This window comes from Curtobacterium sp. PhB78, from assembly GCF_003751685.1.
GTDB lineage: Bacteria > Actinomycetota > Actinomycetes > Actinomycetales > Microbacteriaceae > Curtobacterium.
Map to the genome: position 1 here is coordinate 304,919 of NZ_RKIA01000002.1, position 22,613 is coordinate 327,531.

Annotated in this window: 19 protein-coding genes and 2 tRNA genes; 19 read left to right on the forward strand and 2 right to left on the reverse strand. The window is 70.5% G+C overall.

The window, feature by feature from the left end; translation table 11 throughout:
- Positions 1–16: 16 nt before the first annotated feature.
- From dusB to EDF53_RS05220, 13 genes are all read left to right on the forward strand, one after another.
- Positions 17–1,171 (forward strand): tRNA dihydrouridine synthase DusB, encoded by a 1,155-nt coding sequence (gene dusB / locus EDF53_RS05160; protein ID WP_123292566.1) that lies wholly within the window; start codon positions 17–19, stop codon positions 1,169–1,171.
- Positions 1,168–2,463, forward strand: coding sequence for a deoxyguanosinetriphosphate triphosphohydrolase (locus tag EDF53_RS05165; protein WP_123292567.1), 1,296 nt, complete (start codon positions 1,168–1,170; stop codon positions 2,461–2,463). Before dusB ends, EDF53_RS05165 begins: the two co-directional genes overlap by 4 nt.
- 40 nt (positions 2,464–2,503) lie before the next feature.
- Positions 2,504–4,417 carry a DNA primase gene (gene dnaG, locus EDF53_RS05170; protein WP_123292568.1) on the forward strand — a complete coding sequence of 638 codons (1,914 nt, stop codon included), beginning with the start codon at positions 2,504–2,506 and terminating at the stop codon, positions 4,415–4,417.
- A 368-nt stretch (positions 4,418–4,785) separates the two neighbouring features.
- The gene (locus tag EDF53_RS05175; protein WP_123292569.1) at positions 4,786–6,417 is read left to right on the forward strand and encodes an ABC transporter substrate-binding protein; all 1,632 of its coding nucleotides are present in this window, start codon (positions 4,786–4,788) and stop codon (positions 6,415–6,417) included.
- A 117-nt stretch (positions 6,418–6,534) separates the two neighbouring features.
- A complete protein-coding gene (locus EDF53_RS05180; RefSeq protein WP_123292841.1) occupies positions 6,535–7,611 on the forward strand; it encodes an ABC transporter permease in 1,077 nt (358 codons plus the stop codon).
- 2 nt (positions 7,612–7,613) lie between these two features.
- Positions 7,614–8,618 carry an ABC transporter permease gene (locus tag EDF53_RS05185; protein WP_123292570.1) on the forward strand — a complete coding sequence of 335 codons (1,005 nt, stop codon included), beginning with the start codon at positions 7,614–7,616 and terminating at the stop codon, positions 8,616–8,618.
- Positions 8,615–10,291, forward strand: coding sequence for an ABC transporter ATP-binding protein (locus EDF53_RS05190; RefSeq protein WP_123292571.1), 1,677 nt, complete (start codon positions 8,615–8,617; stop codon positions 10,289–10,291). Before EDF53_RS05185 ends, EDF53_RS05190 begins: the two co-directional genes overlap by 4 nt.
- A 175-nt stretch (positions 10,292–10,466) precedes the next feature.
- Positions 10,467–11,396, forward strand: coding sequence for an ATP-binding cassette domain-containing protein (locus tag EDF53_RS05195; protein WP_123292572.1), 930 nt, complete (start codon positions 10,467–10,469; stop codon positions 11,394–11,396).
- Positions 11,393–12,394 (forward strand): D-isomer specific 2-hydroxyacid dehydrogenase family protein, encoded by a 1,002-nt coding sequence (locus EDF53_RS05200; RefSeq protein ID WP_260215216.1) that lies wholly within the window; start codon positions 11,393–11,395, stop codon positions 12,392–12,394. Before EDF53_RS05195 ends, EDF53_RS05200 begins: the two co-directional genes overlap by 4 nt.
- Positions 12,395–12,520: 126 nt before the next feature.
- A tRNA-Asn gene (locus EDF53_RS05205) sits at positions 12,521–12,593 on the forward strand.
- Between the two features lie 97 nt (positions 12,594–12,690).
- On the forward strand, positions 12,691–14,223 hold the full coding sequence (locus EDF53_RS19620; RefSeq protein ID WP_123292573.1) for a hypothetical protein: 1,533 nt from the start codon (positions 12,691–12,693) through the stop codon (positions 14,221–14,223).
- The gene (locus EDF53_RS19535; RefSeq protein ID WP_260215217.1) at positions 14,220–14,927 is read left to right on the forward strand and encodes a pentapeptide repeat-containing protein; all 708 of its coding nucleotides are present in this window, start codon (positions 14,220–14,222) and stop codon (positions 14,925–14,927) included. Before EDF53_RS19620 ends, EDF53_RS19535 begins: the two co-directional genes overlap by 4 nt.
- A 64-nt stretch (positions 14,928–14,991) precedes the next feature.
- Positions 14,992–15,480, forward strand: a complete 489-nt coding sequence (locus EDF53_RS05220; protein ID WP_148058280.1) for a hypothetical protein — start codon at positions 14,992–14,994, stop codon at positions 15,478–15,480.
- Between the two features lie 59 nt (positions 15,481–15,539).
- Here EDF53_RS05220 and def read toward each other — a convergent pair whose 3' ends face one another.
- Positions 15,540–16,115 (reverse strand): peptide deformylase, encoded by a 576-nt coding sequence (def, locus tag EDF53_RS05225; RefSeq protein ID WP_123292575.1) that lies wholly within the window; start codon positions 16,113–16,115, stop codon positions 15,540–15,542.
- A 39-nt stretch (positions 16,116–16,154) separates the two neighbouring features.
- On the opposite strand from def, the gene EDF53_RS05230 reads away from it, so the two are divergent.
- From EDF53_RS05230 to EDF53_RS05255, 6 genes are all read left to right on the forward strand, one after another.
- A complete protein-coding gene (locus EDF53_RS05230; protein WP_181437562.1) occupies positions 16,155–17,066 on the forward strand; it encodes a DMT family transporter in 912 nt (303 codons plus the stop codon).
- 144 nt (positions 17,067–17,210) lie between these two features.
- A complete protein-coding gene (locus EDF53_RS05235) occupies positions 17,211–18,422 on the forward strand; it encodes a glycosyltransferase (RefSeq protein WP_123292576.1) in 1,212 nt (403 codons plus the stop codon).
- A gap of 10 nt (positions 18,423–18,432) precedes the next feature.
- Positions 18,433–18,507: transfer RNA gene (locus tag EDF53_RS05240), tRNA-Ile, on the forward strand.
- 7 nt (positions 18,508–18,514) lie between these two features.
- Positions 18,515–19,639, forward strand: a complete 1,125-nt coding sequence (locus tag EDF53_RS05245) for an AI-2E family transporter (protein WP_185020951.1) — start codon at positions 18,515–18,517, stop codon at positions 19,637–19,639.
- Positions 19,636–20,466, forward strand: coding sequence for a DUF1684 domain-containing protein (locus EDF53_RS05250; RefSeq protein WP_123292577.1), 831 nt, complete (start codon positions 19,636–19,638; stop codon positions 20,464–20,466). The genes EDF53_RS05245 and EDF53_RS05250 overlap by 4 nt, the downstream gene beginning before the upstream one ends.
- A gap of 170 nt (positions 20,467–20,636) precedes the next feature.
- Positions 20,637–21,137, forward strand: a complete 501-nt coding sequence (locus EDF53_RS05255; RefSeq protein ID WP_235035923.1) for a DUF3145 domain-containing protein — start codon at positions 20,637–20,639, stop codon at positions 21,135–21,137.
- Positions 21,138–21,363: 226 nt separating this feature from the next.
- On the opposite strand, the gene EDF53_RS05260 is transcribed toward EDF53_RS05255, so the two are convergent.
- Positions 21,364–22,608 carry a beta-ketoacyl synthase gene (locus EDF53_RS05260; protein ID WP_123292578.1) on the reverse strand — a complete coding sequence of 415 codons (1,245 nt, stop codon included), beginning with the start codon at positions 22,606–22,608 and terminating at the stop codon, positions 21,364–21,366.
- Positions 22,609–22,613 lie beyond the last annotated feature (5 nt).

A 22,613-nucleotide genomic window follows, 5' to 3' on the forward strand; every position in this document is an offset into this window, starting at 1 on the left:
GGAAGATGGGACAGGTATGACGATCACACAAGCCCCAGCACGGCCTCTGCGCATCGGCCCGATCGAGGTCGACGTGCCGGTCGTGCTCGCGCCCATGGCGGGCATCACGAACATGGCGTACCGCCGGCTCTGCCGCGAGTACGGCGCCGGTCTCTACGTCTGCGAGATGATCACGTCGCGCGCACTGGTCGAACGCACCCCCGTGTCGATGCAGCTCATCCAGCACCACGAGTCCGAGACCCCGCGGTCGATCCAGCTGTACGGCGTCGAGCCGAACACCGTGGCCGAGGCAGCGTCGATCCTGGTGGGCGAGGACCGTGCCGACCACATCGACCTGAACTTCGGCTGCCCGGTGCCCAAGGTCACCCGCAAGGGCGGCGGCGCGGCACTGCCCTGGAAGCTCGAGCTGTTCCGCGAACTCGTCACGAAGACCGTCCGCGCCGCAGGGAACGTGCCGGTCACCGTGAAGATGCGCAAGGGCATCGACGAAGACCACCTGACCTACCTCGACGCCGCCCGCATCGCGCGGGACGCCGGCGTCGCCGCGGTGTCGCTGCACGCCCGCACGGCGAACGAGCACTACTCCGGTCACGCCGACTGGTCGGCGATCGCGACGCTGAAGGAGACCGTCACCGACATCCCGATCCTCGGCAACGGGGACATCTGGTCGGCTGCCGACGCCCTCCGCATGGTGGACGAGACCGGCGTCGACGGCGTCGTCGTCGGACGCGGGTGCCTCGGGCGTCCGTGGCTGTTCGGCGACCTGGCGGCGGCGTTCCGCGGCGAAGGGCTGCGGTACATGCCCACCCTGGGCGAGGTCGCCGACGGGTTCCGTCGGCACGCCGAACTGCTCGTCGAGTTCTTCGGGTCCGAAGACCACGGCTGCCGCGACGCCCGCAAGCACGTGGCCTGGTACTTCAAGGGGTACCCGATCGGCAGCGACGTGCGGTCCGGTCTCGCGCTGTCGTCGAGCCTGCAGGAGATCGACGACCTGCTCGGGCAGCTCGACCGCGACGCACCGTACCCGGGCGAGGGCGCCGAGGGCCCCCGTGGTCGCTCCGGCAACCCGAAGCGCACCGCACTGCCCGACCGCTGGCTCGAGTCCCGCGACGTCGACAGCGAGTTCCGCAAGGTCCTCGCCGCCGCCGAGCTGCACCACAGCGGCGGATGAGCGCCACCGCCTCGTACGGCCCGGCCGACGCCGAGCGCTGGCTCCCGGAGGAGCACGGCAACCGCCGATCGGACTTCGCCCGCGACCGCGCACGCCTGCTGCACTCCAGCGCGCTGCGCCGCCTCGCCGCCAAGACCCAGGTGCTCAGCCCGACGACCGGGCTCGACTTCGCCCGCAACCGCCTGACCCACTCGCTCGAGGTGGCGCAGGTCGGTCGCGAGCTCGCGGACTCGTTGGGCCTCGACCCCGACGTGGTGGACACCGCGTGCCTGGCGCACGACATCGGCCACCCGCCCTTCGGCCACAACGGTGAGACCGCCGTCAACGCCTGGGCCGCCGGCATCGGCGGGTTCGAGGGCAACGCGCAGACGCTGCGGCTGCTCACCCGGCTCGAGCCGAAGGTGTACGGCGTCCGGCTCGGCGCCGACGTCGACCGTCCGTTCGGACTCAACCTGACCCGTGCGTCGTTGGACGCCAGCTGCAAGTACCCGTGGCCCGCGGCGCAGGGCGTCTCCGAGTCGTCATCGGGTCGGACCAAGTTCGGCTTCTACGACGACGACCACGACGCTTTCGAGTGGCTCCGTGCCGGGGCGCCCCGTCGGCAGCGGTGCATCGAGGCGCAGGTCATGGACCTGTCCGACGACATCGCGTACTCGGTGCACGACTTCGAGGACGCCGTCGTCGCCGGGTTCATCGACGTCGCAGCGCTCGGCGACCGCGTCGGCGAGAACGACATCGTCACCGCGATGCACGCATGGGTTGGCGACGACCTGAGTCGTGACGAACTGCTCGAGGCGTTCGACCGCCTCCGGGCACTTCCGCTCTGGATGACCTCGTACGACGGGTCCCGGCGTGACGCAGCGCACCTGAAGAACCTGACCTCGCAGCTGATCGGACGCTTCGCGCGGACGGCGACGGCCGCGACCCGCGAGTCCTATGCCTCCGGGTCCCTGGTCCGGTTCGCGGCGTCCGTCGTGACGCCGCCGGAGATCATCGGCGAGATCGCGGTCCTCAAGGGGATCGTGGCGGCGTTCGTGATGACGCAGGGCGACCGGCAGCCCGTGTACGAAGACCAGCGCCGGATCCTGACCGAGCTGCTCGACGCCCTGGCGGCGTCGGGTGCATCGGACCTCGAGCCCGGCTTCGCCGCCGACTGGCGTGCGGCGTCCGACGACGACGGCCGGCTCCGCGCCGTGGTCGACCAGGTCGCGAGCCTGACGGACCAAGGGGCGATCGCCTGGCACCGTCGGTTGGTCGTCGGTGAGCGGGAAGCGGTCCACATCCCGGTGTGAGCGGTCGGCCGAGGTCGGTCCCACGAACTAGGATCAGAGGGTGGCTGGCAGGATCGCGCGGAACGACATCGACGAGGTCCGCTCGCGTGTCAACATCGCCGACGTCGTCGGCGACTACGTCACGCTGAAGAACGCGGGCGTCGGGTCGATGAAGGGGCTCTGCCCCTTCCACGACGAACGTTCCCCGTCGTTCCACGTCCGGCCCCAGGTCGGGCGTTACCACTGCTTCGGCTGCGGCGAGGACGGCGACGTCTTCAGCTTCATCATGGCGCAGGACCACACCACCTTCGCCGAGGCCGTCGAGCGCATGGCCGCGAAGATCGGCTTCACCCTGCACTACGAAGAGGGCGACGGGCCGCGCACCGACTACAACACCCGCGCCCGGCTGATCGCCGCCAACGAAGCCGCGCTCGAGTTCTACACGGCGCAGCTCACCACCGCCGCGGCCGACCCCGCACGGCGGTTCCTGGGGGAGCGCGGGTTCGATCCCTCGGCGGCGCAGCACTTCGGTGTCGGCTTCGCCCCGAAGTCCTTCGACATGCTCAAGGACCACCTGCGCGGTCGGGGCTTCACGCTCGAGGAACTCACCTCGGCCGGGCTCGTCAGCCAGGGCGACCGGTCGCCGTACGATCGGTTCCGTGGTCGCCTGATGTGGCCGATCCGCGACGTCACCGGGGCGACGATCGGGTTCGGTGCCCGTCGCCTGCTCGACGACGACAAGGGCCCGAAGTACCTCAACACGCCCGAGACCCCGATCTACCACAAGAGCCAGGTGCTCTACGGGCTCGACCTGGCCCGCCGCGACATCTCGAAGCAGAAGCAGGTCGTGATCGTCGAGGGCTACACCGACGTCATGGCCTGCCACGTCGCCGGCATCACCACCGCGGTCGCCACGTGCGGCACCTCGTTCGGCGTCGACCACATCAAGGTGCTGCGCCCGATGCTCGGCGACCTGGCCGGCGCCGACCCGAACGCCAACGGCGAGGTGGTCTTCACCTTCGACCCGGACGAGGCCGGACAGCGTGCCGCCTCCCGCGCCTTCGCCGAGGAACAGCGGTTCGCCGCGCAGACGTTCGTCGCCGTGGCGCCCGGTGGCCTCGACCCGTGCGACCTCCGGCTCGCCCGCGGCGACGACGCCATCCGCCGCCTGATCACGAACAAGCGCCCGATGTTCGAGTTCATGATCCGCCGCACGTTGGAGGGCCACGACCTCGAGACGGTCGAGGGCCGCGTCAGTGCCCTCCGCGCCGCCGCGCCCGTGCTCGCCGGCATCCGCGACCGCTCGCTCACGCAGGGCTACGTCCGCGAGCTCGCCGGCTGGCTCGGCATGGACATGCCCGAGGTCCGTCGATCGGTCGAGACCGCGCGTCGGCGTGCGGGATCGACGGACGATCGGTCAGGAGGCCCGGGGCGCGACGGTCGCGCCGGTCACGCCACCGACGGGGCCGGTGTGGTCGAGGAGCCCGTCGCCGGGATCCGCTCGCTGCCGAACGACCCGATCAGCCGCATGGAGCGCGACGCCGTCATGGCGATGGTGCAGCAGCCGACCTCGGTCGGAGCGCCGCTGCTCGGGCTCGCCGCATCGGCCACGTTCTCGGCGCCGATGCTCGCCGTCGTGCGGGACGCCGTGGTCGCCAACGTCGACGTCATCGGGGCGGGGGACTGGCTCGACCGGTTGCTCGCCGACGTGCCGACCCCCTTGCGCACCCTGACGCACGAGCTGGCCCTCGCGCCGATCCCCGCCCGCAACGCCGAGGACCTCGCCGCGTACTGCCGGAGCATCGTCGTCGCCCTGGTCGAGCGGGACCTGCTCGCCCGCAAGGCCTCGTTGCTCGGACAACTGCAGCGTGCGGACCCGCACGAGCAGGCCGAGCGGCGCGCCGAGATCCAGCGGCAGCTCGTGGACATCGACGCGCAGCGCATGCGGCTCCGCGCCGACGCCGACGCGTCCTAGCCCCCTGGCAGTCCGGGCGCCTGGCGCGCGGCCGTGTCGGACGTCGAGTGGTCGCAAGGCGTCGGCTGGCCGGGGTCCGGCCGACGGGACGTGACCGCTCGGGGTGGGACGGGCGGTGTGTCGTGACCGGTCGGCGGGGGCGACCACCCAGGTTGCAGCGCGCAACTTTCGTGTGCGGCGCGCCGGGTCGATGCGCATGAATGATGCATCACGCGACGGGTGCTTGCATTACAGCGGTGTAAACAAATCGCTCCCGGTTCGATCTGTTCCGTGACAGGGTGATACCAATGAGCGTTCCTGGCCGGGCACACAGACGTACCACCCGCCGGTCCGGACACTTGCACCCAACTTCAAGAGAGGCATCGAACATGGCATCCGTGTTCAAGAAGCACACAGCCACGTGGGGCAGGCGCGGCATCGCGCTCGGCGCCGGAGCAGCAGCGACGGCGCTGGTGCTGACCGGCTGCGCGAGCAGCAGCGTGAGCGACACCGAGCTGAACGGCCTGAGCATCGGGACGACGGACAAGATCACGTCCCTCGACCCGGCCGGTTCCTACGACAACGGCTCGTTCGCCGTGCAGAACCAGGTCTTCCCGTTCCTGATGAACACGCCCGTGGGCAGCCCGGACGTCGAGCCGGACATCGCCACGAAGGCGGAGTTCACGAGCCCGACCACGTACGAGGTCACCCTCAAGGACGGCCTCGAGTTCGCGAACGGCAACAAGCTCACCTCGAGCGACGTGAAGTTCTCGTTCGACCGTGAACTCAAGATCAACAACGAGAACGGCCCGCAGTCGCTGCTCGCCAACCTCAAGAGCATCGACACCCCGGACGACACGACCGTGGTGTTCAACCTCGACCACGCCGACCAGACCTGGCCGCAGGTGCTCTCGAGCCCCGCCGGCCCGATCGTCGACGAGGACGTCTTCAGCGCGACGAAGCTCACCAGCGCCGACGACATCGTCAAGGGCAAGGCGTTCGCCGGGCAGTACCAGATTAGCTCCTACAAGGAGAACCAGCTGATCCAGTACAAGACGAACCCGAAGTACGACGGCCTGCTCGGCAAGGCGAAGACCTCCGAGGTGACGGCCAACTACTACACCAAGGAGACCGACCTCAAGCTCGCCGTGCAGCAGGGCGACGTCGACGTTGCGTACCGCTCCCTGACGCCGACCGACATCTCGGACCTGCGCAAGGACGACAAGCTCAAGGTCACCGACGGCCCCGGCGGCGAGATCCGCTACGTGGTCTTCAACTTCAAGACGCAGCCGTTCGGTACCGGTCAGGACGACGCCGACGAGGCGAAGGCCCTCGCCGTGCGACAGGCCGCCGCCGACGTGGTCGACCGCGCCGCCCTGGCGAAGGAGGTCTACAACGACACCTTCACGCCGCTGTACTCGATGGTGCCGGACGGCCTCACCGGTGCGGTCCAGCCGTTCAAGGACATGTACGGCGACGGCGACGGTGGCCCCGACGTCGACAAGGCGAAGAAGACCCTCGCCGACGCCGGTGTCTCCGGCAAGGTGCAGCTCGACATCCAGTACGCGCCCGACCACTACGGTTCGGCGTCGGACGACGAGTACGCGCTGCTGAAGACGCAGCTCGAGGACTCGGGCCTGTTCACCGTCAACATCCAGTCGACGGTCTACACGACCTACGCCCAGGAGCGCACCAAGGACGCGTACCCGGAGTACCAGCTCGGTTGGTTCCCGGACTTCTCCGACGCCGACAACTACCTGTCGCCGTTCTTCACCAAGGAGAACTTCGTCCAGAACCACTACGACGACTCGGTCATCCAGGACCTCATCGCGAAGGAGCAGGCGGAGTCCGACCCGGACAAGCGTGCCGACCTGATCGAGCAGGCCCAGGAGCGCGAGGCATCGCAGATCTCGACGCTGCCCCTGCTGCAGGGCAAGTCCGTCGCCGTCGCCGGCAAGGACGTCAAGGGTCTGACCCTCGACGCCTCGTTCAAGTTCCGGTACGCCACCCTCAGCAAGTAGCACCACGCCCCTCGCGCAGGCCGCGGGCGTTCCCACGAGGAACGCCCGCGTGCCTGCGCACCGGCATGAAAGGCACCCCTCCCCGTGACCCTGAGCACCCCAGAGGCGACCCAGGACGTGAACGGCACCGATCCGACCAAGCCACAGGCACAACGTCGTGCCAAGAGCAGTGGCGGCGGACTCGGCCGGTACGTCCTCGTCAGGTTCCTCCTCATCATCCCGACCGTCTTCATCCTGGTGACGCTCGTGTTCTTCCTGATGCGCGTCATCGGGAACCCGATCACCGCGTCGGTCGGCGGCCGACTCACCCCGACGCAGCTGCAGGAACGCCTGCACGCCGCCGGGTACGACCGTCCCGTGCTCGTGCAGTACTTCGAGTACCTCGGCGGCATCCTGCGCGGTGACTTCGGCAACGCGTCGACCGACAACCGGCCGATCACCGAGATCATCCTGCAGTACGGCGGCGCGACCGCCGAGCTCGTCTTCTACGCCCTCGTCGTCGCGCTCGTGCTCGGCATCCCGCTCGGCATGCTGGCCGCGTACACGCGCGACAAGTGGCCCGACGTGCTGCTCCGTGCCCTCGCGATCCTGACGTACGCGACCCCGGTGTTCTTCGGCGGTCTGCTGCTCAAGCTCGTCTTCTCGGTGTGGCTCGGCTGGCTGCCGCTCGGCGACCGCGCGTCGACCCGGGTGGAGCTCATCCTCGACGGCATCCCCGGCGCGAGCGGCATCTACATCATCGACGCGCTCCGGACCGGCAACGCGGCGGTCATCGGCGACGTGCTGCAGCACGCCGTCCTGCCCGCACTGACCCTCGGACTGCTGACCGCCGGCATCTTCCTGCGCCTGGTGCGCGCGAACATGATCGGGTCGCTCGGCTCCGAGTACGTCGACGCGGCCCGCTCCCGCGGTGTCCGCGAGTCGCGGCTCGTCCGGACGCACGCGTTCCGCCCCGCCCTCGTGCCGATCATCACGGTCATGGGCCTGCAGATCGCGATGCTGCTGGGCGGTTCGGTCCTGACCGAGACCACCTTCGGGTGGCGCGGCCTGGGCTTCGAGCTCAACCAGTACTTGTCGGCCCGTGACTTCGTCGCGGTCCAGGGCATCGTCGCGATGCTGGCGGTGATCGTCGCGGTGACCAACTTCATCGTCGACGTCGTCGCCGCCCTGATCGACCCGAGAGTGAGGTTCTGACGATGGCCGACACCACCCTCGTCGACCGCCACGAGCCGCTCTGGAAGCGGCTGCCCGTGGTGGTCCAGCTCCGCAAGAGCACCGGCTGGCAGCGCGCCATGCTCATCGTCGGCGTGGTCATCTGCGCCCTGTACCTGCTCGTCGCGGTCTTCGCGCCGCTGCTGGCCCCGTACGGCTTCGGCCAGCTGCAGGGCGCGGACGGCGAGAGCTTCCCGCGCACGGGCGCACCGAGCGCCGAGCACATCTGGGGCACCACCGTCGGCGGGTTCGACGTCTTCAGCCGGGTGGTCTACGGCGCCCGGACGGCGGTCCTCGTCGTGATCGTCGCGGTCGTCGTGTCGATCATCGTCGGCGTGCTGCTCGGGCTGGTCTCCGGCTACCTGGGCGGTTGGCTCGACCGGGTCCTCGTCGTGGTCGCTGACGCGATCTACGCGTTCCCCTCGCTGCTGCTCGCGATCGTCGTGTCGATCGTGATCTCCGGCGGCAACTCGAGCTACTCGGGCGGCATCATCGCGGCGGCGATCTCGATCACCGTCGTCTACGTGCCGCAGTACTTCCGGGTGGTCCGTGCCGAGGCCGTGCGTCTGAAGAACGACGCGTTCGTCGAGTCGGCGCGCGTGATGGGCACGAACCCGTGGCGCATCATGACCCGCCACGTGCTGCGCAACTCGACCAGGTCCCTGCCGCTCATCCTGACGCTCAACGCCAGCGACGCGATCCTGACCCTGGCCGGCCTCGGCTTCCTCGGGTTCGGCATCGGTCCGACGTCCGGCGCCGAGTGGGGCTACGACCTCAGCCGTGCGCTGTCCGACGTCGCGAGCGGCGTCTGGTGGACCGGTGTCTACCCGGGTGTCGCGATCGTGGTGCTGGTGCTCGGTGTGACGTTCATCGGCGAGAGCCTCAACGACATCTCCGACCCCCGTCTGCGTGCGCGCCGACGGCTGAAGCAGCTGGTGTCCACGCGCGACGCGCGCAACACGGCCACCGCGGAAGGATCGGGCGCATGACGACCGACACCGAGAACGCACCCGTGGTCGTCGTCGACGACCTCACGGTCACCTTCGCCACCGACGGCGGCGCCGTCGACGCGGTCAAGGGCGTCAGCCTCGACGTCCGCCCTGGCGAGGTCCTCGCCCTGGTGGGCGAGTCCGGCTCCGGCAAGTCCGTCACGGCTCGCGCCATGCTCCGGCTCATGCCCGAGACGGCGACGCTCGGCGGCGCGGTGCTGCTCGACGGCACCGACGTCGTCACCGTCGGCGCGCAGAAGCTCCGCAGCCTGCGGGGGACCGCCGGTGCGATGGTCTTCCAGGAGCCGTCGACCGCCCTCAACCCGGTCTTCACGGTCGGGTGGCAGATCGCCGAGGGGCTCCGCGCCCACGGCGGCATGTCCAAGAAGGAGGCGCGGGCGAAGGCCATCGACTACCTCGGCCGCGTCGGCATCCCCGACCCCGAGACCCGCGTCGACCACTACCCACACCAGTTCTCCGGCGGCCAGAAGCAGCGTGTCGTCATCGCGAGTGCCCTGGCCCTCGAGCCGTCGGTGATCATCGCCGACGAGCCGACCACGGCGCTCGACGTCACGGTGCAGGCCGAGATCCTCGACCTGCTCCGCCGCTGCCGCGACGAGTTCGGCACGGCGATCGTGATCATCACGCACAACATGGGTGTGGTGGCCGACCTGGCCGACCGCGTCGCCGTGATGTACCAGGGCGAGATCGTCGAAGAGGCATCGGCGACGGACCTGTTCGCGCGTCCGCAGGCCGACTACACGAAGCGGCTGCTCGCCGCCGTGCCCCGGCTCGAGGCGTCGACGGGCACCGCCCGCCGTGCCGCGATCACCGAGGACGTCACCCCGCTGGTCGAGGCGAAGGGGCTCGAGATCGAGTACCCCGGCCGCCTCGGTTCGCCCGCGTTCCGCGCCGTGAAGGGCGTCGACCTGGCGATCCGTCCCGGCGAGGTCCTCGGCTTGGTGGGGGAGTCCGGCTCCGGCAAGACCACGATCGGTCGCGCCATGGCCGGGCTGACGAAGGTCACCGGCGGCTCGCTGAAGGTCCTCGGCGCCGAGATGCTCGGCTACCGGGAGCGCGACTTCAAGCACCTGCGCAAGGACATCGGGTTCGTGTTCCAGGACCCGGCGACGTCGTTCAACCCGCTGCTCACGATCGCCGAGTGCGTCGCCGAGCCGCTGGTCGTCCACAAGGAGGTGTCGAGCCCGCGTGCGGCCCGTAAGCGCGTCGACGAACTCCTCGAGGCGGTCCAGCTGCCGAAGGCGTACGGGGACCGCTACCCGCACGAGCTCTCCGGTGGGCAGCGCCAGCGCGCGTCGCTCGCCCGGTCGCTCGCGCTCCGGCCGAAGCTGCTCATCGCCGACGAGCCGACGAGCGCGCTCGACGTGTCGGTGCAGGCCCGCGTGCTCGAGCTCTTCCTCGAGCTCCAGCAGGACCTGGGCTTCGCGTCGCTGTTCATCAGCCACGACCTGGCGGTCGTGGGCGCGCTGTCCGACCGGATCGCGGTGCTGTACCGCGGCGACCTGGTCGAGGTGGGCACGACTGCGCAGGTCCTCGGCGCTCCGCAGCACCCGTACACGCAGCGCCTGCTGGCGTCGCTCCCGGTGCCGGACCCTGCGGAGCAGGCCGAGCGACGGCGTACGCTGGAGCAACTGGAGAACGTCGGGTCCTGACCCGATGCGACCCGCGTCTGGTCCCGACCCGGCGCGACCCGCCCAGGAGGCCCGTCCAGCGTCGTCGACGCACGCCGGGCCTCCTGGACGGTCGCCTCCACAGCTGTACGCACGACGGTCCTGCCAGCGCGGTCCGTCGCGAACCGCCGCCAGGGGGCGGCGTGGAAGGGGACCCATGATCGCGGTCAACGGACCGGCGGTCGTCGCGGACGACGTGTCGATCGAGTACCGGGGCGGACGGGGGTCCGAGTCGATCCGAGCGGTCGACGGGGTCAGCCTGACGGTGCGGCAGGGCGAGATCCTCGCGCTGCTCGGAGAGTCGGGGTCGGGCAAGTCGACCTTCGCCGCCGCGATCGCGGGGCAGCTCGGGTCACACGGCGAGGGTGACGGTGCGCTGCGCCGGCACATCGTCGGGGGCGAACTGACCGTCCTCGGCCAGAAGACCCGCGGCCTGCGCGGTTCGTCCCGCAAGCTCGAGCGCCTGAGCGGCCGGATCGGCTACCTGCCGCAGGACGGCGCCGACCGGCTCAGCCCGGACCTCACCGTCGGCGAGGCCATCGCCGAACCGATCTACCAGCGCGACCGTCGCTTCGACCGGAAGGAAGCGGGCCTGATCGTCGCCCGACTGGTCGACGCCGTGCACCTGCCGCTCGGTGTGATGCGCCTGAACACGTGGGAGCTGTCCAGCGGGCAGCGGCAGCGCGTCGCCCTGGCGCGGGCCCTCGTGCTGGAACCGCAGCTCCTGGTCGCCGACGAACCCGCCCGCGGCGTCGACGTGCTCGTGCGCCAGTCGGTGCTCGAGGCCCTGGCGACCCTGCAACGCAACCGGCAGTTCTCCGCCGTCGTGGTGTCCAGCGACCTGCGCGAAGCCGGCGCCCTGGCCGACCGCGTTGCCGTGATGGCCGATGCCCGGCTGGTCGGCCTCGGCACCTTCGACGAGGTCCTCGACAACCCCGTCGACCCCTACGTCAAGACCCTGGCCGCGACCGCGGCCCGCGGCGTGAAGCGTCGCCCGGCACCCACCGCCCCGCGCCGCTCGACGGCGCCACGCCGACCGGTCGCCGCCGGCACCGGCCCCCGCACGGACCGACAGGAGAACCCGTGAGCACCGCCACCCGAGGCCACCGCGCCGTCGTCCCCACCTCCGGCGCCCCGCTGCCGATCGACGCACCGCAGTCCGGCCCCGTCGCCGTGCTGCCGGAGCCGACCGACCTGCACGTCACCGCCGTGACCGAGGCCGGCGGGACCGTCGCGCCGCTCGACGCGGACACCCGCGGGCTCGTCTGGCTCGACCCCCGCGACCCGTCCGGCCTGGCGGACGCGCTCGACGCCGCACCGGGGATCGGCTGGGTGCAGCTGCCGTTCGCCGGAGTCGACGCCTTCGCACACCTCATCCAGGAGCACGGGGACCGTGTGCTCTTCACCTCGGCGAAGGGCGCGTACGCGGAGCCCGTCGCCGAGCACGCCCTGGCACTGACGCTCGGGACGCTGCGGGTCCTGCAGAAGCGTGCCCGTGCACACTCGTGGGCCACCGAGCCCGAGGGTGTGTCGCTCTACGGCCGGAACGTCGTCGTGATCGGCGCCGGCGGGATCGCGCTCGAGTACATCCGCCTGCTCGCCCCGTTCGACGTCGACGTGACCGTGGTGCGTCGCTCGGCCGACCCGGTGGAGGGCGCATCGCGCACCGTCACCACCGACCAGCTCGACGAGGTCCTGCCCGACGCCGACGTCGTGATGATCGCAGCAGCCATGACCTCGGGCACCGCGAAGCTCTTCGGCGAGCGGCAGTTCACGATCATGAAGCCGTCCGCCCGGCTCGTCAACATCGCCCGCGGGGGACTCGTCGACACCGACGCCCTGGTCGAGGCCCTGCACACCGGTGCGATCGCCGCCGCAGGGCTCGACGTCACCGATCCCGAGCCGTTGCCGGACGGCCACCCGCTCTGGTCCGAGCCCGGCGCGGTCATCACGCCGCACCAGGCCGACACCCCGGAGATGGTCGCGCCGCTGCTCGCCGAGCGGGTGCGACTCAACACCACGGCGTTCCTCGACGGCAGCGGCGAGGGCTTCGTCGGCGTCGTCGACCCGGTCGCCGGGTACTGAGGAGCAGTGCTGCACCGGGGGCCACAGCGCGGCGCGCCCGGGCGGCGTGTCCGATGCGGTGAGGGGCGCTGCGGTGCTGCTATGCTGTTACCCGTTGTTCGCACGACATTCGCCAGCGGACAGTGATCCTCGATAGCTCAATTGGCAGAGCAGCCGGCTGTTAACCGGCAGGTTGTTGGTTCGAGTCCAACTCGGGGAGCGTCTGGCCCGGATCCTCACGGATCCGGGCCTTTTGCGTTCCTGGCGCGCTGCTAACCTGGCGCAGCGCACCCAGATCCACGGAAGGCCACTGTTCGATGTCGTTGACCCACGAGCCCCTCGCCGGGTACGAGGTCCGGGGACGGGGAGCTCGTCTGCTTGACCGTGCGAACAGCCTGTTGTCCTCGCGAGCGGCGTTCGGCGCCGTTCTCGTGGTCTTCCTGCTCACGGGGTTCTTCTTCGCCGTCACGCTCCACGTCCCGTCCTCGGCAGCGCCCGACGAGATCCGGCACATCGGGAACGTCCTGTTCTACGCGGCACGACCGTGGACCGCTGGGCCGTTCCTCCACGACGTCGACGCCTCGACGCTCAAGCTCGGCGAGGTCACGCGGTTCCCCGCGTACCTCTACTACTACCTGATGTCCTTCCCGGCGAGGGCTGCGTCGGGGATCGGGCTGAGCGAGGAGCACGTCGTGATGGTGCTCAGGTGCATCGACGTGCTCGCGGCCGGAGCAGGACTGTGTGCGCTCCGCGCCGTCTTCCGCAACGCCGGCATCCCGGCGTCGATCGGCCTCGTCGCGACGATCGTCACGGCGTTCACCGGTCGCTCGGTGTGGATGGCCGCGACCGTCAGCTACGACGCGCCGTCGATGGCGTCGTTCTTCCTCTTCGCGGCCGTCGCCGTCTCGGTGGCGCGCGGCGGCGGCCTCCGCGCGCTCGGATGGCTCGTGGTCACGGCGATGCTCGTCCTCATGCTCAAGTACTCGAACGCACCGCTCGTCCTGGCTGGGGCGTTCTTCGCGCTGCTGTTCCGGTACCGCACCGACGGGTTCAGCTGGATCCGGCACCCGATCCGGCGTGCCGTGAACGGCTTCCGTGAGCGTCCAGCGCGCTCGACCGCGCTCGTCGTGATCGGAGCGGTCCTGTTCGCCCTCGTGCTCGAGCGGTTCGGCGTGAACCTGCTCGTGTACCGAGCGTTGAACCCGGACTGCACCGAGCTCCACAGCCGTGCCTCGTGCATGCAGTTCGACATCTTCCGACGGAACTACAACGCCACTCGGATCCACGACCTGGCCGCCGCCGACGGGTCGCTCGAACCGTTCCACCCGCTGGGGTTCCTGGTCACGTGGGCCACGACGTACTTCCGGTCGTTGTTCTTCTTCTGGGGGCCGACGCTCCCGTGGCGTCCGAACCTCGGCGTCGTTCTGTTCGGCGCGACCGCTGTGATCGCAGCCGTCGTCGTCGCTGCCACGCAACTGCGTCGGGTCCTCCGTTCAGCCGGTACGTGGTGGCTGGCGATCGTGCCCCTGGCGTACACCGTCGCGGTCCTGTGCTTCAACGCCGCCACCGCCGTCAACCTGCGCCAGGAGTACGCGTTCTCGGGTCGGTACCTGTTGCCGGTGCTCCCGATGGCCGCGGCGGTGATCCTGCTCGGGGTGCGGTCGTGGCTCCGGCAACTGCACGGACGGGTCGCGGCGATCGCGTGGACGGTCGTGATCGTCGTCGGCGTGGCCCTGTTCGTGCTCTACAACCCGATCAGCGCGTTCTTCCCGTACGCCGACTCCTCGGCCTGGTACTCCGGGTGGGCGCGCGCGACGTTGCCGCGTTGGTTGACAGGGGTCGAAGGGTGACCGGGGCCTCGCACACGCGCACCGTGGTGGTCGTCGTGCTGACCGTGCTCTTCTTCGTCGTCATCGGCGTGGCCGCGTTCGCGCGGACCGGCGGTACGAGCGCCGGTGCACACCGGGTCGGTTCGTGTACGGTCCGCACTGCGCCTCAGCCCGGCTCCGCGACGACATGTCCGGGCCAGGACCTCGCGGGTGCCGGCTTCGCCACGGCGGACCTCCGCCTCGCAGATCTGCACGACGCGGACCTCCGAGCGGCCGACCTCGGTGATGCCGTGCTGTTCGGAGCCGACCTGCGCGGCGCGGACCTGCGCGGCGCGGACCTCGGCGGCGCCGACCTGTACGGTGCGGACCTGTCCGGTGCCGATCTCCGCGACGCGGACCTGCACGGAGCGGTCCTCACCAAGGCGGACGTCAGCGACGCACGCATCGACGGCATCGACCTCACCGCTGCGAAGATCAGCGGCCTGACGGTCCGCGGGACACCGCTCGAGCTCGCCGACCGGACGCTCCGCAGCGCCGACGGGCAGCCCGTCGCGGTGCGGATCCGTCTCGACCTGCCACGCGGCGTGACATCGACGAGCTGCGTCCGACAGGTGGTCGAGGCGCCGGTCGGCACGACCGAGGTGCGCTGTCGCATGAGCACCGATGCGCGCGGTGGCCGGCTCGACCAGCGGGCGACCGTCACCGTCACCGGTCCGACGCGTTAGGGACGGCCGGACGAGCAGCCGACTCGCGGAACTGATCCCGGGCAGTTGCTGTTAGCGTTCACAGGTGCACCGATCCCGTCCGCCCCGCGCCGTGTTCCTCGGCGTGCTGCTCGCGGCGGTCATCGCGCCCGTGCTCGTCGGGTGCAGCGGTGCCGGACCGGACACCGACTCGTCAGAGGAACCCACGAGCTCGGAGACCGGGCTCGGGTCGAGTGCCTCGCCGGTGGTGTTCGCCTTCGTGTGCGACGACGGCGACCGCGAGACCTACACGACGTACTCCGCAGTGTGGGAGGACGAGCGGACCTCGTGCACCGCGAAGCGGCTCACGGGCTCGGTGCCGTCGACGCAGCAGCAGGCCGCCGTCGACGCGGCCCGGGGCGACGCCACCCTCGTCGAGCTCGCGAGCACGTGTGCCGTGACCGGCACGGACCCGTGGACGTCGGCCGTGGCCGACGACGGCGCAGCGCACGTCGCCGCCGGCCTCCTGCAGTACTGCCCGGGACACCCGGAGACCGACCACCTGCGCGACGCGCTGTCGACGTACCGGAGCTGAGCCGGGCCTCCCGGCCGTCAGCCGACCACGGCAGGCGACGCGCGGGCCGGACCGACCCGTCAGCCCTCGGGGTGGTCGCGACCCGGTAGCCACGACTGGCCGGGGCCGCCCCAGCTGTTCTTGCGGATGGCCTTGGTGACCTGCTTGGCGTAGGGGTGCACCAGGCGGTCGGCGTAGAGCCAGCCGTCCAGGTGGTCGTACTCGTGCTGGAAGATGCGCGCGAGCCAGCCGTCGGCCCGGACCTCGAACGGTTCGCCGTGCTCGTCGAACGCCCGGAGCAGCGCGCTGCCGGAGCGTCGGAGCGGGAAGCGCTCACCCGGCACGGACAGGCAGCCCTCGGACTCGTCGTCCTCGTCGAGCTCGTCGACCGACTCGGGGACCGGCGGGCTGATCCAGAGCACCGGGTTCACGGCGGCGGCGCGGTGCAGTACTTCGTCGTCGTCGGTGTACGAGTACACGAACAGGCGCTTGCCGACGCCGACCTGGGGTCCGGCCAGCCCGACGCCGGGGGCGAGGTCCATGGTCTCGAACATGTCGGCGACGAGGGAACGGAGGTCGTCATCGAACTCGGTGACCTCGGCTGCACGCTCGTGCAGGACGGGTTCGCCGGTGATGCGGATCGGGAGAACGGCCATTCACCCAGGTTATCCGGCGGTGGACGGTAGCCTCGACGCGTGACGACGGACCTCCAGCTGCCCGACGCAGTGAACCTGACGCCGTTCCAGGCCCTCATGATCCCCGTCGCGCTCATCGGTGCGGTGTTCCTGTCGCTGGGAGCGCAGTTCCAGAGTCGTGGTGTGCAGCGGGTCGAGGCGCGGCTGGGGCGGCAGTCGAAGGGGCTGAGCGTCCGGCACGTCGTCGGGCTGGTCTCGAGCGGCTACTGGGTGCTCGGCACGCTCATGCTCGGCATCGCCGTCGTGCTGCAGCTCATCAGCATCACGTACGCGCCGCTGATCGTCGTGCAGCCGCTCGGGGCGGTCGCGCTCGTGATCACCACGTGGTTCTCCTCCCGGTCGTCGGGCGTGCCGCTGGGCCGTCGGGCGAAGCGTGCGGTGTGGACCTGCATCATCGGTGTCGCGATCTTCGTCGGCATCGCGGCGTTCGTCGGGCACGAGAGCGCGATCACCCGGCAGCAGCTGGTGACCGTCCTGATCATCCTGGCCGTGGTGCTCGTGCTGGTGCTGGTGTCGTTCCGACTCGTGGCCAAGCACAAGAGCGCGCTCTACTACATCGTCGGCGCGGGCATCCTCTACGGGTTCGTCGCGACGCTCGCCAAGGTCGTGCTGAACCGGTTCGTGAACGGCACGTTCGACTGGTTGACGGTCCTGGCGATCATCGGGGTGGTCGTCGCGGCGTCGCTCGGCGGGTACTTCGTGCAGAACGCGTACTCGGCCGGTTCGGCGGACCTCGTCATCGCGGGGCTGACCGTGATCGACCCGATCGTCGCCGTCGGGATCGGCGTGGTCGTGCTCGACGAGGCGTCCGGGGCGCCGTGGGGTGCGGTCGCCGGGTTCGTGGTCGCGGCCGGCATCGCCATCACCGGGGTGTTCCTGCTCGCCAAGCACCACCCGCAGACCCGCGCCTGACCGCGGACGGGCGCGGCGCAGCGCCGTCGTCCCGTCACCCTGCGGTAGCACGGGGTCCTCCGCGCGGCTGACGCGGCCGCTGAACCAGGTGCGGTACCGTCGGCAGTCCGACCAGCAATCGCCCACGAGAGGACGACGCCAGCCGTGTCAGGAGACGTCACCACCGCCACCGCCGAACCGACGGGTGCGACGGGCGGACACCGACCCTTGCGCATCCTGATCGCCGCGGACACCTTCCCGCCGGACGTCAACGGCGCCGCCACCTTCGCCGAGCAGCTCGCCGTCGGCCTGGCCGAGCGCGGGCACGAGGTCCACGTCGTCGCCCCGGCCTCGAGCCGCAACTACGGCACCTTCGACGAGGAGCACCAGGGCGTGACCCTCGTCGTGCACCGCCTGAAGTCGTACAAGTGGCCGCTGCACGCCTGGCTCCGGTTCGTGTGGCCGTGGAGCGTCAAGAAGTGGACCGGCCCGATCCTCAACGCCGTGAAGCCCGACGTCCTGCACATCCAGTCGCACGTCGTCATCGGTCGCGGGATCGTCCCCGAGGCGAACGCGCGCGGCATCCGGGTCATCGCGACGAACCACTTCATGCCCGAGAACCTGCTCGAGTACACGCCGTTCGGCAAGTGGACGCTGCCCATCGCGCTGAAGATCGCGTGGAGCGACGCCGCGAAGACCTACCGGCTCGCCGACACCATCACGACGCCGACGAACCTGGCCGCCGACTACCTGCGCAAGGCCATCGCCGGGCAGCGGGTGCTCGCGATCTCGTGCGGGATCGACGCGTCGCGGTACGTCGCGCGCGAGGGCCGTCCGGTCAACAACGACATCGTGTTCGTCGGCCGCGTGGCGCCGGAGAAGAACCTCGACGTGCTGGTGCGGGCCGTGGCGCTGCTGCCCGGTTCGCTCGCGGCGACCCTGACGATCGTCGGCGACGGCGAGATGATCCCGAAGCTGACCGCCCTGGCGAAGGAGCTCGGGCTCGAGGACCGCGTCCGGTTCCTCGGGTTCGTCTCGGACGAGGCCAAGCGCACCGCCCTGACGAACGGCACCGTGTTCGCGATGCCCTCCACCGCCGAGCTGCAGAGCATCTCCTCGCTCGAGGCCATGGCGTCCGGGCTGCCGGTCGTCGCGGCCGACTCGATGGCGCTGCCCCACCTCATCGACGGCAACGGGTACCTGTTCGCCCCCGGCGACGAACACGACCTCGCCGCCAAGCTCGAGGCGGTGCTCACGGCGTCGGGAGCGGAGTACACGGCCATGCGGGAGCGCAGTTCGGCCATGATCGAGGCACACGACATCAACCGCACGCTCACGACGTTCGAGGCGCTGTATCGTGGGGAACCGGTGGCCTGACGGCCGTCGAGGGGCGGTAGCCAAGCTGGTCAAGGCAGTCGGCTCATAACCGAACGATTCGCGGGTTCAAGTCCCGCCCGCCCTACGTGCAGATGAAACGCAAGCGCGAGGACGACCACGACGGCGCTGGTCCGACGCCGAACGTCACGTTCCAGGTGACGCGCGGTGGCACCGGCGTGCGCGTCAACGCCTTCCGCATCGGGTTCATGGGTGCCATCGGGGTGCTCGTCGCGCTGCTCGCCGGCACCATCATCGGCGAGCTCAGCACCGTCCTCGTCTACATCGGGGTCGCACTCTTCCTCGCGCTCGGCATCGACCCGCTCGTCTCGTTCCTCGAGCGGTTCATCCCGCGGTGGGCGGCGATCACCGTCGTCGTCGTGGGGGTCCTGGCGGCCTTCGCCGGGGTCGTCTTCGCGGTCGTCCCGATCCTGGTCGAGCAGGCGACGAACCTGATCCAGAACTTCCCCGAGGTCGTCGACGACATCTCGAAGCAGCAGTGGGTGCAGGACCTGTCGAAGCAGTTCGCCGGGTCGTTCGACATCGACCACGCGCTCGAGTCGGTGCAGTCGTTCGTCGAGAACCCGGGCAACCTGCTCAGCGTCGGCGGCGGCATCCTGGCGGTCGGCAGCGGCATCTTGTCGGGGCTCACCGGCGTGCTCATCGTCCTCATCCTGATGCTCTACTTCCTCGCGTCGATGCGGGGGATGAAGCGTGCGGCGTACCGGTTCGTGCCGGCGTCCCGCCGCGAGAACTTCATCGACGTCAGTGAGCAGATCACCCAGGCGGTCGGTCGGTACGTCGTCGGCCAGGTGTCGCAGGCGCTCATCAACGGCATCCTGAGCCTGGTGTTCCTGCTCATCATCGGTGCGCCGCTGCCCGTGCTGCTGGCCTCGTTCGCGTTCCTCGGCTCGCTCATCCCGCTCGTCGGCACCCTCGGCGCCGCGATCGTCATCTCGTTGCTCTGCCTCTTCGCGTCGCCCGCCACAGCACTCGCCGCGGCGATCTACTACCTCGTCTACATGCAGGTCGAGGCGTACCTCATCTCGCCGCGCATCATGTCGCGTGCCGTGCAGGTGCCCGGGGCCCTCGTGGTCATCGCCGCGGTGGCCGGTGGCACGATCGGCGGCGTGCTCGGTGCCCTGGTCGCCCTGCCCGTCGCCGCGTCGATCATCATCATCGTGCAGAAGGTCATCTACCCGCGGCAGGAGCTGGCGTGACGGACGCCGCCGCCGACTTCGCCGACCACGTCGCCGAACGCGATCGCTGGGCAAGCAGTCCCCGTGGCCCCTTGGCTCTCGTGAACGCCCAGCACGTCGACCACCCGCAGCCGGTGTGGCCGGTCCCCGGCACCTGGGCACCCACGGTCGGCGGCCTCACGGTGACGGCCGCCGCGACCGACGGCGTGGTCGTGGACGGCGTCCCGGTCGACGGCACGGTGCTCGTCGCCGGTGACACCGCCGTGGTCCCGTCCGCCGTCGCGTTCCCCGACGGCTTCGCGGGCACGGTGTCCGGCTCGACGCTGCGGGTGTGGGACCCCGCGGCGGAGCCGATCCACCGCTTCGCGCGCATCGCCCGGTTCGACCGGTCCGACGACTGGGTGGGCTCCGGCACGTACGTCCCGCTGGACCCCGGTGCGGGCGACGACCGGGAGGCCCGTGGCAGCGTCCTCGACGCCGCCGGCGACGCCCTGCCGGTCGCCGGGCACATCGAGACGGCCGTCGGCAGCACGACCATGCGGTTCGTCGCGGTCCGGTCCGCGGCGTTCCGGGGTGCGCCGCGGCTGCAGCTCATCGTGCAGGACGCCACGAGCGCCCTCGCCGAGGACGACCCTGGCAGCACCTACTCGATGGGCCGCTTCCTGTACCTCGACGACCCCGGCACCGCGGGCCCGGTCGAGCTCGACTGGAACCTGCTCGTGCTGCCGCCCTGCGCGTTCTCGTACCAGTTCGCCTGCCCGATCCCGCCGGCCGAGAACCGCGTGCCCGCGCCGATCACGGCGGGGGAGCGGCACCCCGTCGACGCTGCGGGCACCGTCCTGCACTGAACCGGACCGCGCTCGGCGGGGTCCTTGCCGTTCCCAGCCGGAACGCTGCATAATGGGCGTGTCCTGTCGGGACATCACAATCGCATACCGAATGGTTCCGTGGCTCGCAGCCGCTCGGATCCTCCGCACCAGGTCGATGGGGAAGTCGCACCTGACGTATCGGAGGAACCGTGAACGGAACGACGACAGGAGTGCTCTACGTGCACTCCTCACCCCGCGCGCTCTGCCCGCACGTCGAATGGGCAGCAGGTCGCGCGATGAACCGCGCCGTGAACTTCTCGTGGCTCGACCAGCCGGCACAGGACGGTGCCCGGCGGACCGAGTTCACCTGGACCGGTGCGGTCGGTGCCGGTGCCGCGATCGCGTCCGCGCTGCGCGGCTGGGAGCACCTGCGCTACGAGGTGACCGAGGAACCGACGACCGAGTCCGACGGTGGCCGCTGGATGCACACGCCTGACCTCGGGGTCTTCTACGCGCAGACCGACGTGACCGGGAACATGGTCATCCCCGAGGACCGCGTCCGCTACGCGATGGAGGTCGCCGGCAGCAACGCGCTCGAACTCCACCGTGAGCTCCGGCTCGCGCTCGGACAGGCCTGGGACGACGAGCTCGAGCCCTTCCGCCACGCGGCCGAGGGCAACCCCGTCGTCTGGCTGCACCGCGTCGGCTGAGACTCGGGCCGCGCCGGCGTCTCGGGTGCGCCAGACGCCGGCGTCTCCGCCGTTTCGCGAAAGCGACACTGTGCCGCCAACATTCGGCCGCAGACTGTCGCTTTGGCGGTGCGGTCGTGAACGTGTGGCCGCGAACTGTCGCCTTCGCGGCACTGAAGCCGGCAACACACACGACGGAAGCCCGCCCCGACGACGCGGGACGGGCCTCCTGGCAGGGTGCGACGGATCAGACGCTGCGGAACGCGACTACGGCGTTGTGGCCGCCGAAGCCGAACGAGTTGCTGACCGCGAGCAGGTCGCCGTCGGGCAGCGCACGCGGCTCGCGCGCGACGTCCATGACGATCTCCGGGTCCTGGTCGTTGAGGTTGATCGTCGGCGGCGCGACACGGTTGTGCAGCGCGAGGACCGTGAACGCGGCCTCGATCGCACCGGCGCCACCGAGCAGGTGCCCCGTGGACGCCTTGGTCGCCGACACGACGATGTCGTCGAGGTGGTCCCCGAAGACGCGACGCATGGCGTGGTACTCGGCGACGTCGCCGACCGGGGTCGAGGTGGCGTGCGCGTTGACGTGCACGACGTCCTCGCGGCTGGCACCGGCGTGGTCGAGGGCCTGCAGGACCGCACGGGCGGCAGCGCTGCCCTCGGGGTCGGGCGCCGTGATGTGGAACGCGTCCGAGGTGATGCCGGCGCCGGCGACCTCGGCGTAGATGGTCGCACCGCGGGCCTCGGCGTGCTCCTTCGACTCGAGGATGAGCGCCGCGGCGCCGTCACCGAGGACGAAGCCGTCACGGGTGACGTCGTACGGACGCGACGCGGTCTCGGGGGAGTCGTTGCGGCGCGACAGGGCCTGCATCGCCGCGAACGCCGCCAGGGGCAGCGGGTGCAGTGCGGCCTCGGCGCCACCGGTGATGACGATGTCGGCGTCCCCGTCGGCGACGTGGCGGTACGCCTCGGCCAGGGACTCGGTCGACGAGGCACAGGCCGACAGGTAGGTGCGGGCGCCGCCACGGGCGCCGAACTCCATCTCGATGGCAGCGGCCGGACCGTTCGCCATGAGCATCGGGACCGTCATCGGCAGGACCCGACGCGGGCCCTTCTCGCGCAGGGTGTCCCAGGCGTCGAGCAGGGTGTTCACGCCGCCGATGCCGGTCGCCCAGTCGACGATCAGGCGCTCGGGGACGACGGACTCGGCGTCGATGCCGGCGTCGGCCCACGCCTCACGCGCCGCGACGAGCGACAGCTGCGACGAGGGGTCCAGGCGCTTCGACTCGGGGCGGGTGAGCTGGTCGGTGAGGAACCGACGTGCCTGGCCGGCGAACTCCACGGGGAGTTCGAGCTCGGCGTAGCGCGGGTCCTCGATGCGGGTGATGCCGGACTTGCCGGCGAGCAGCGCGTCCCACGTTTCCGGGGCAGTCGCGGCGAGGGGTGAGATCGCACCGATCCCGGTGACGACGACGGTCTTCTTGGTCATGGAAC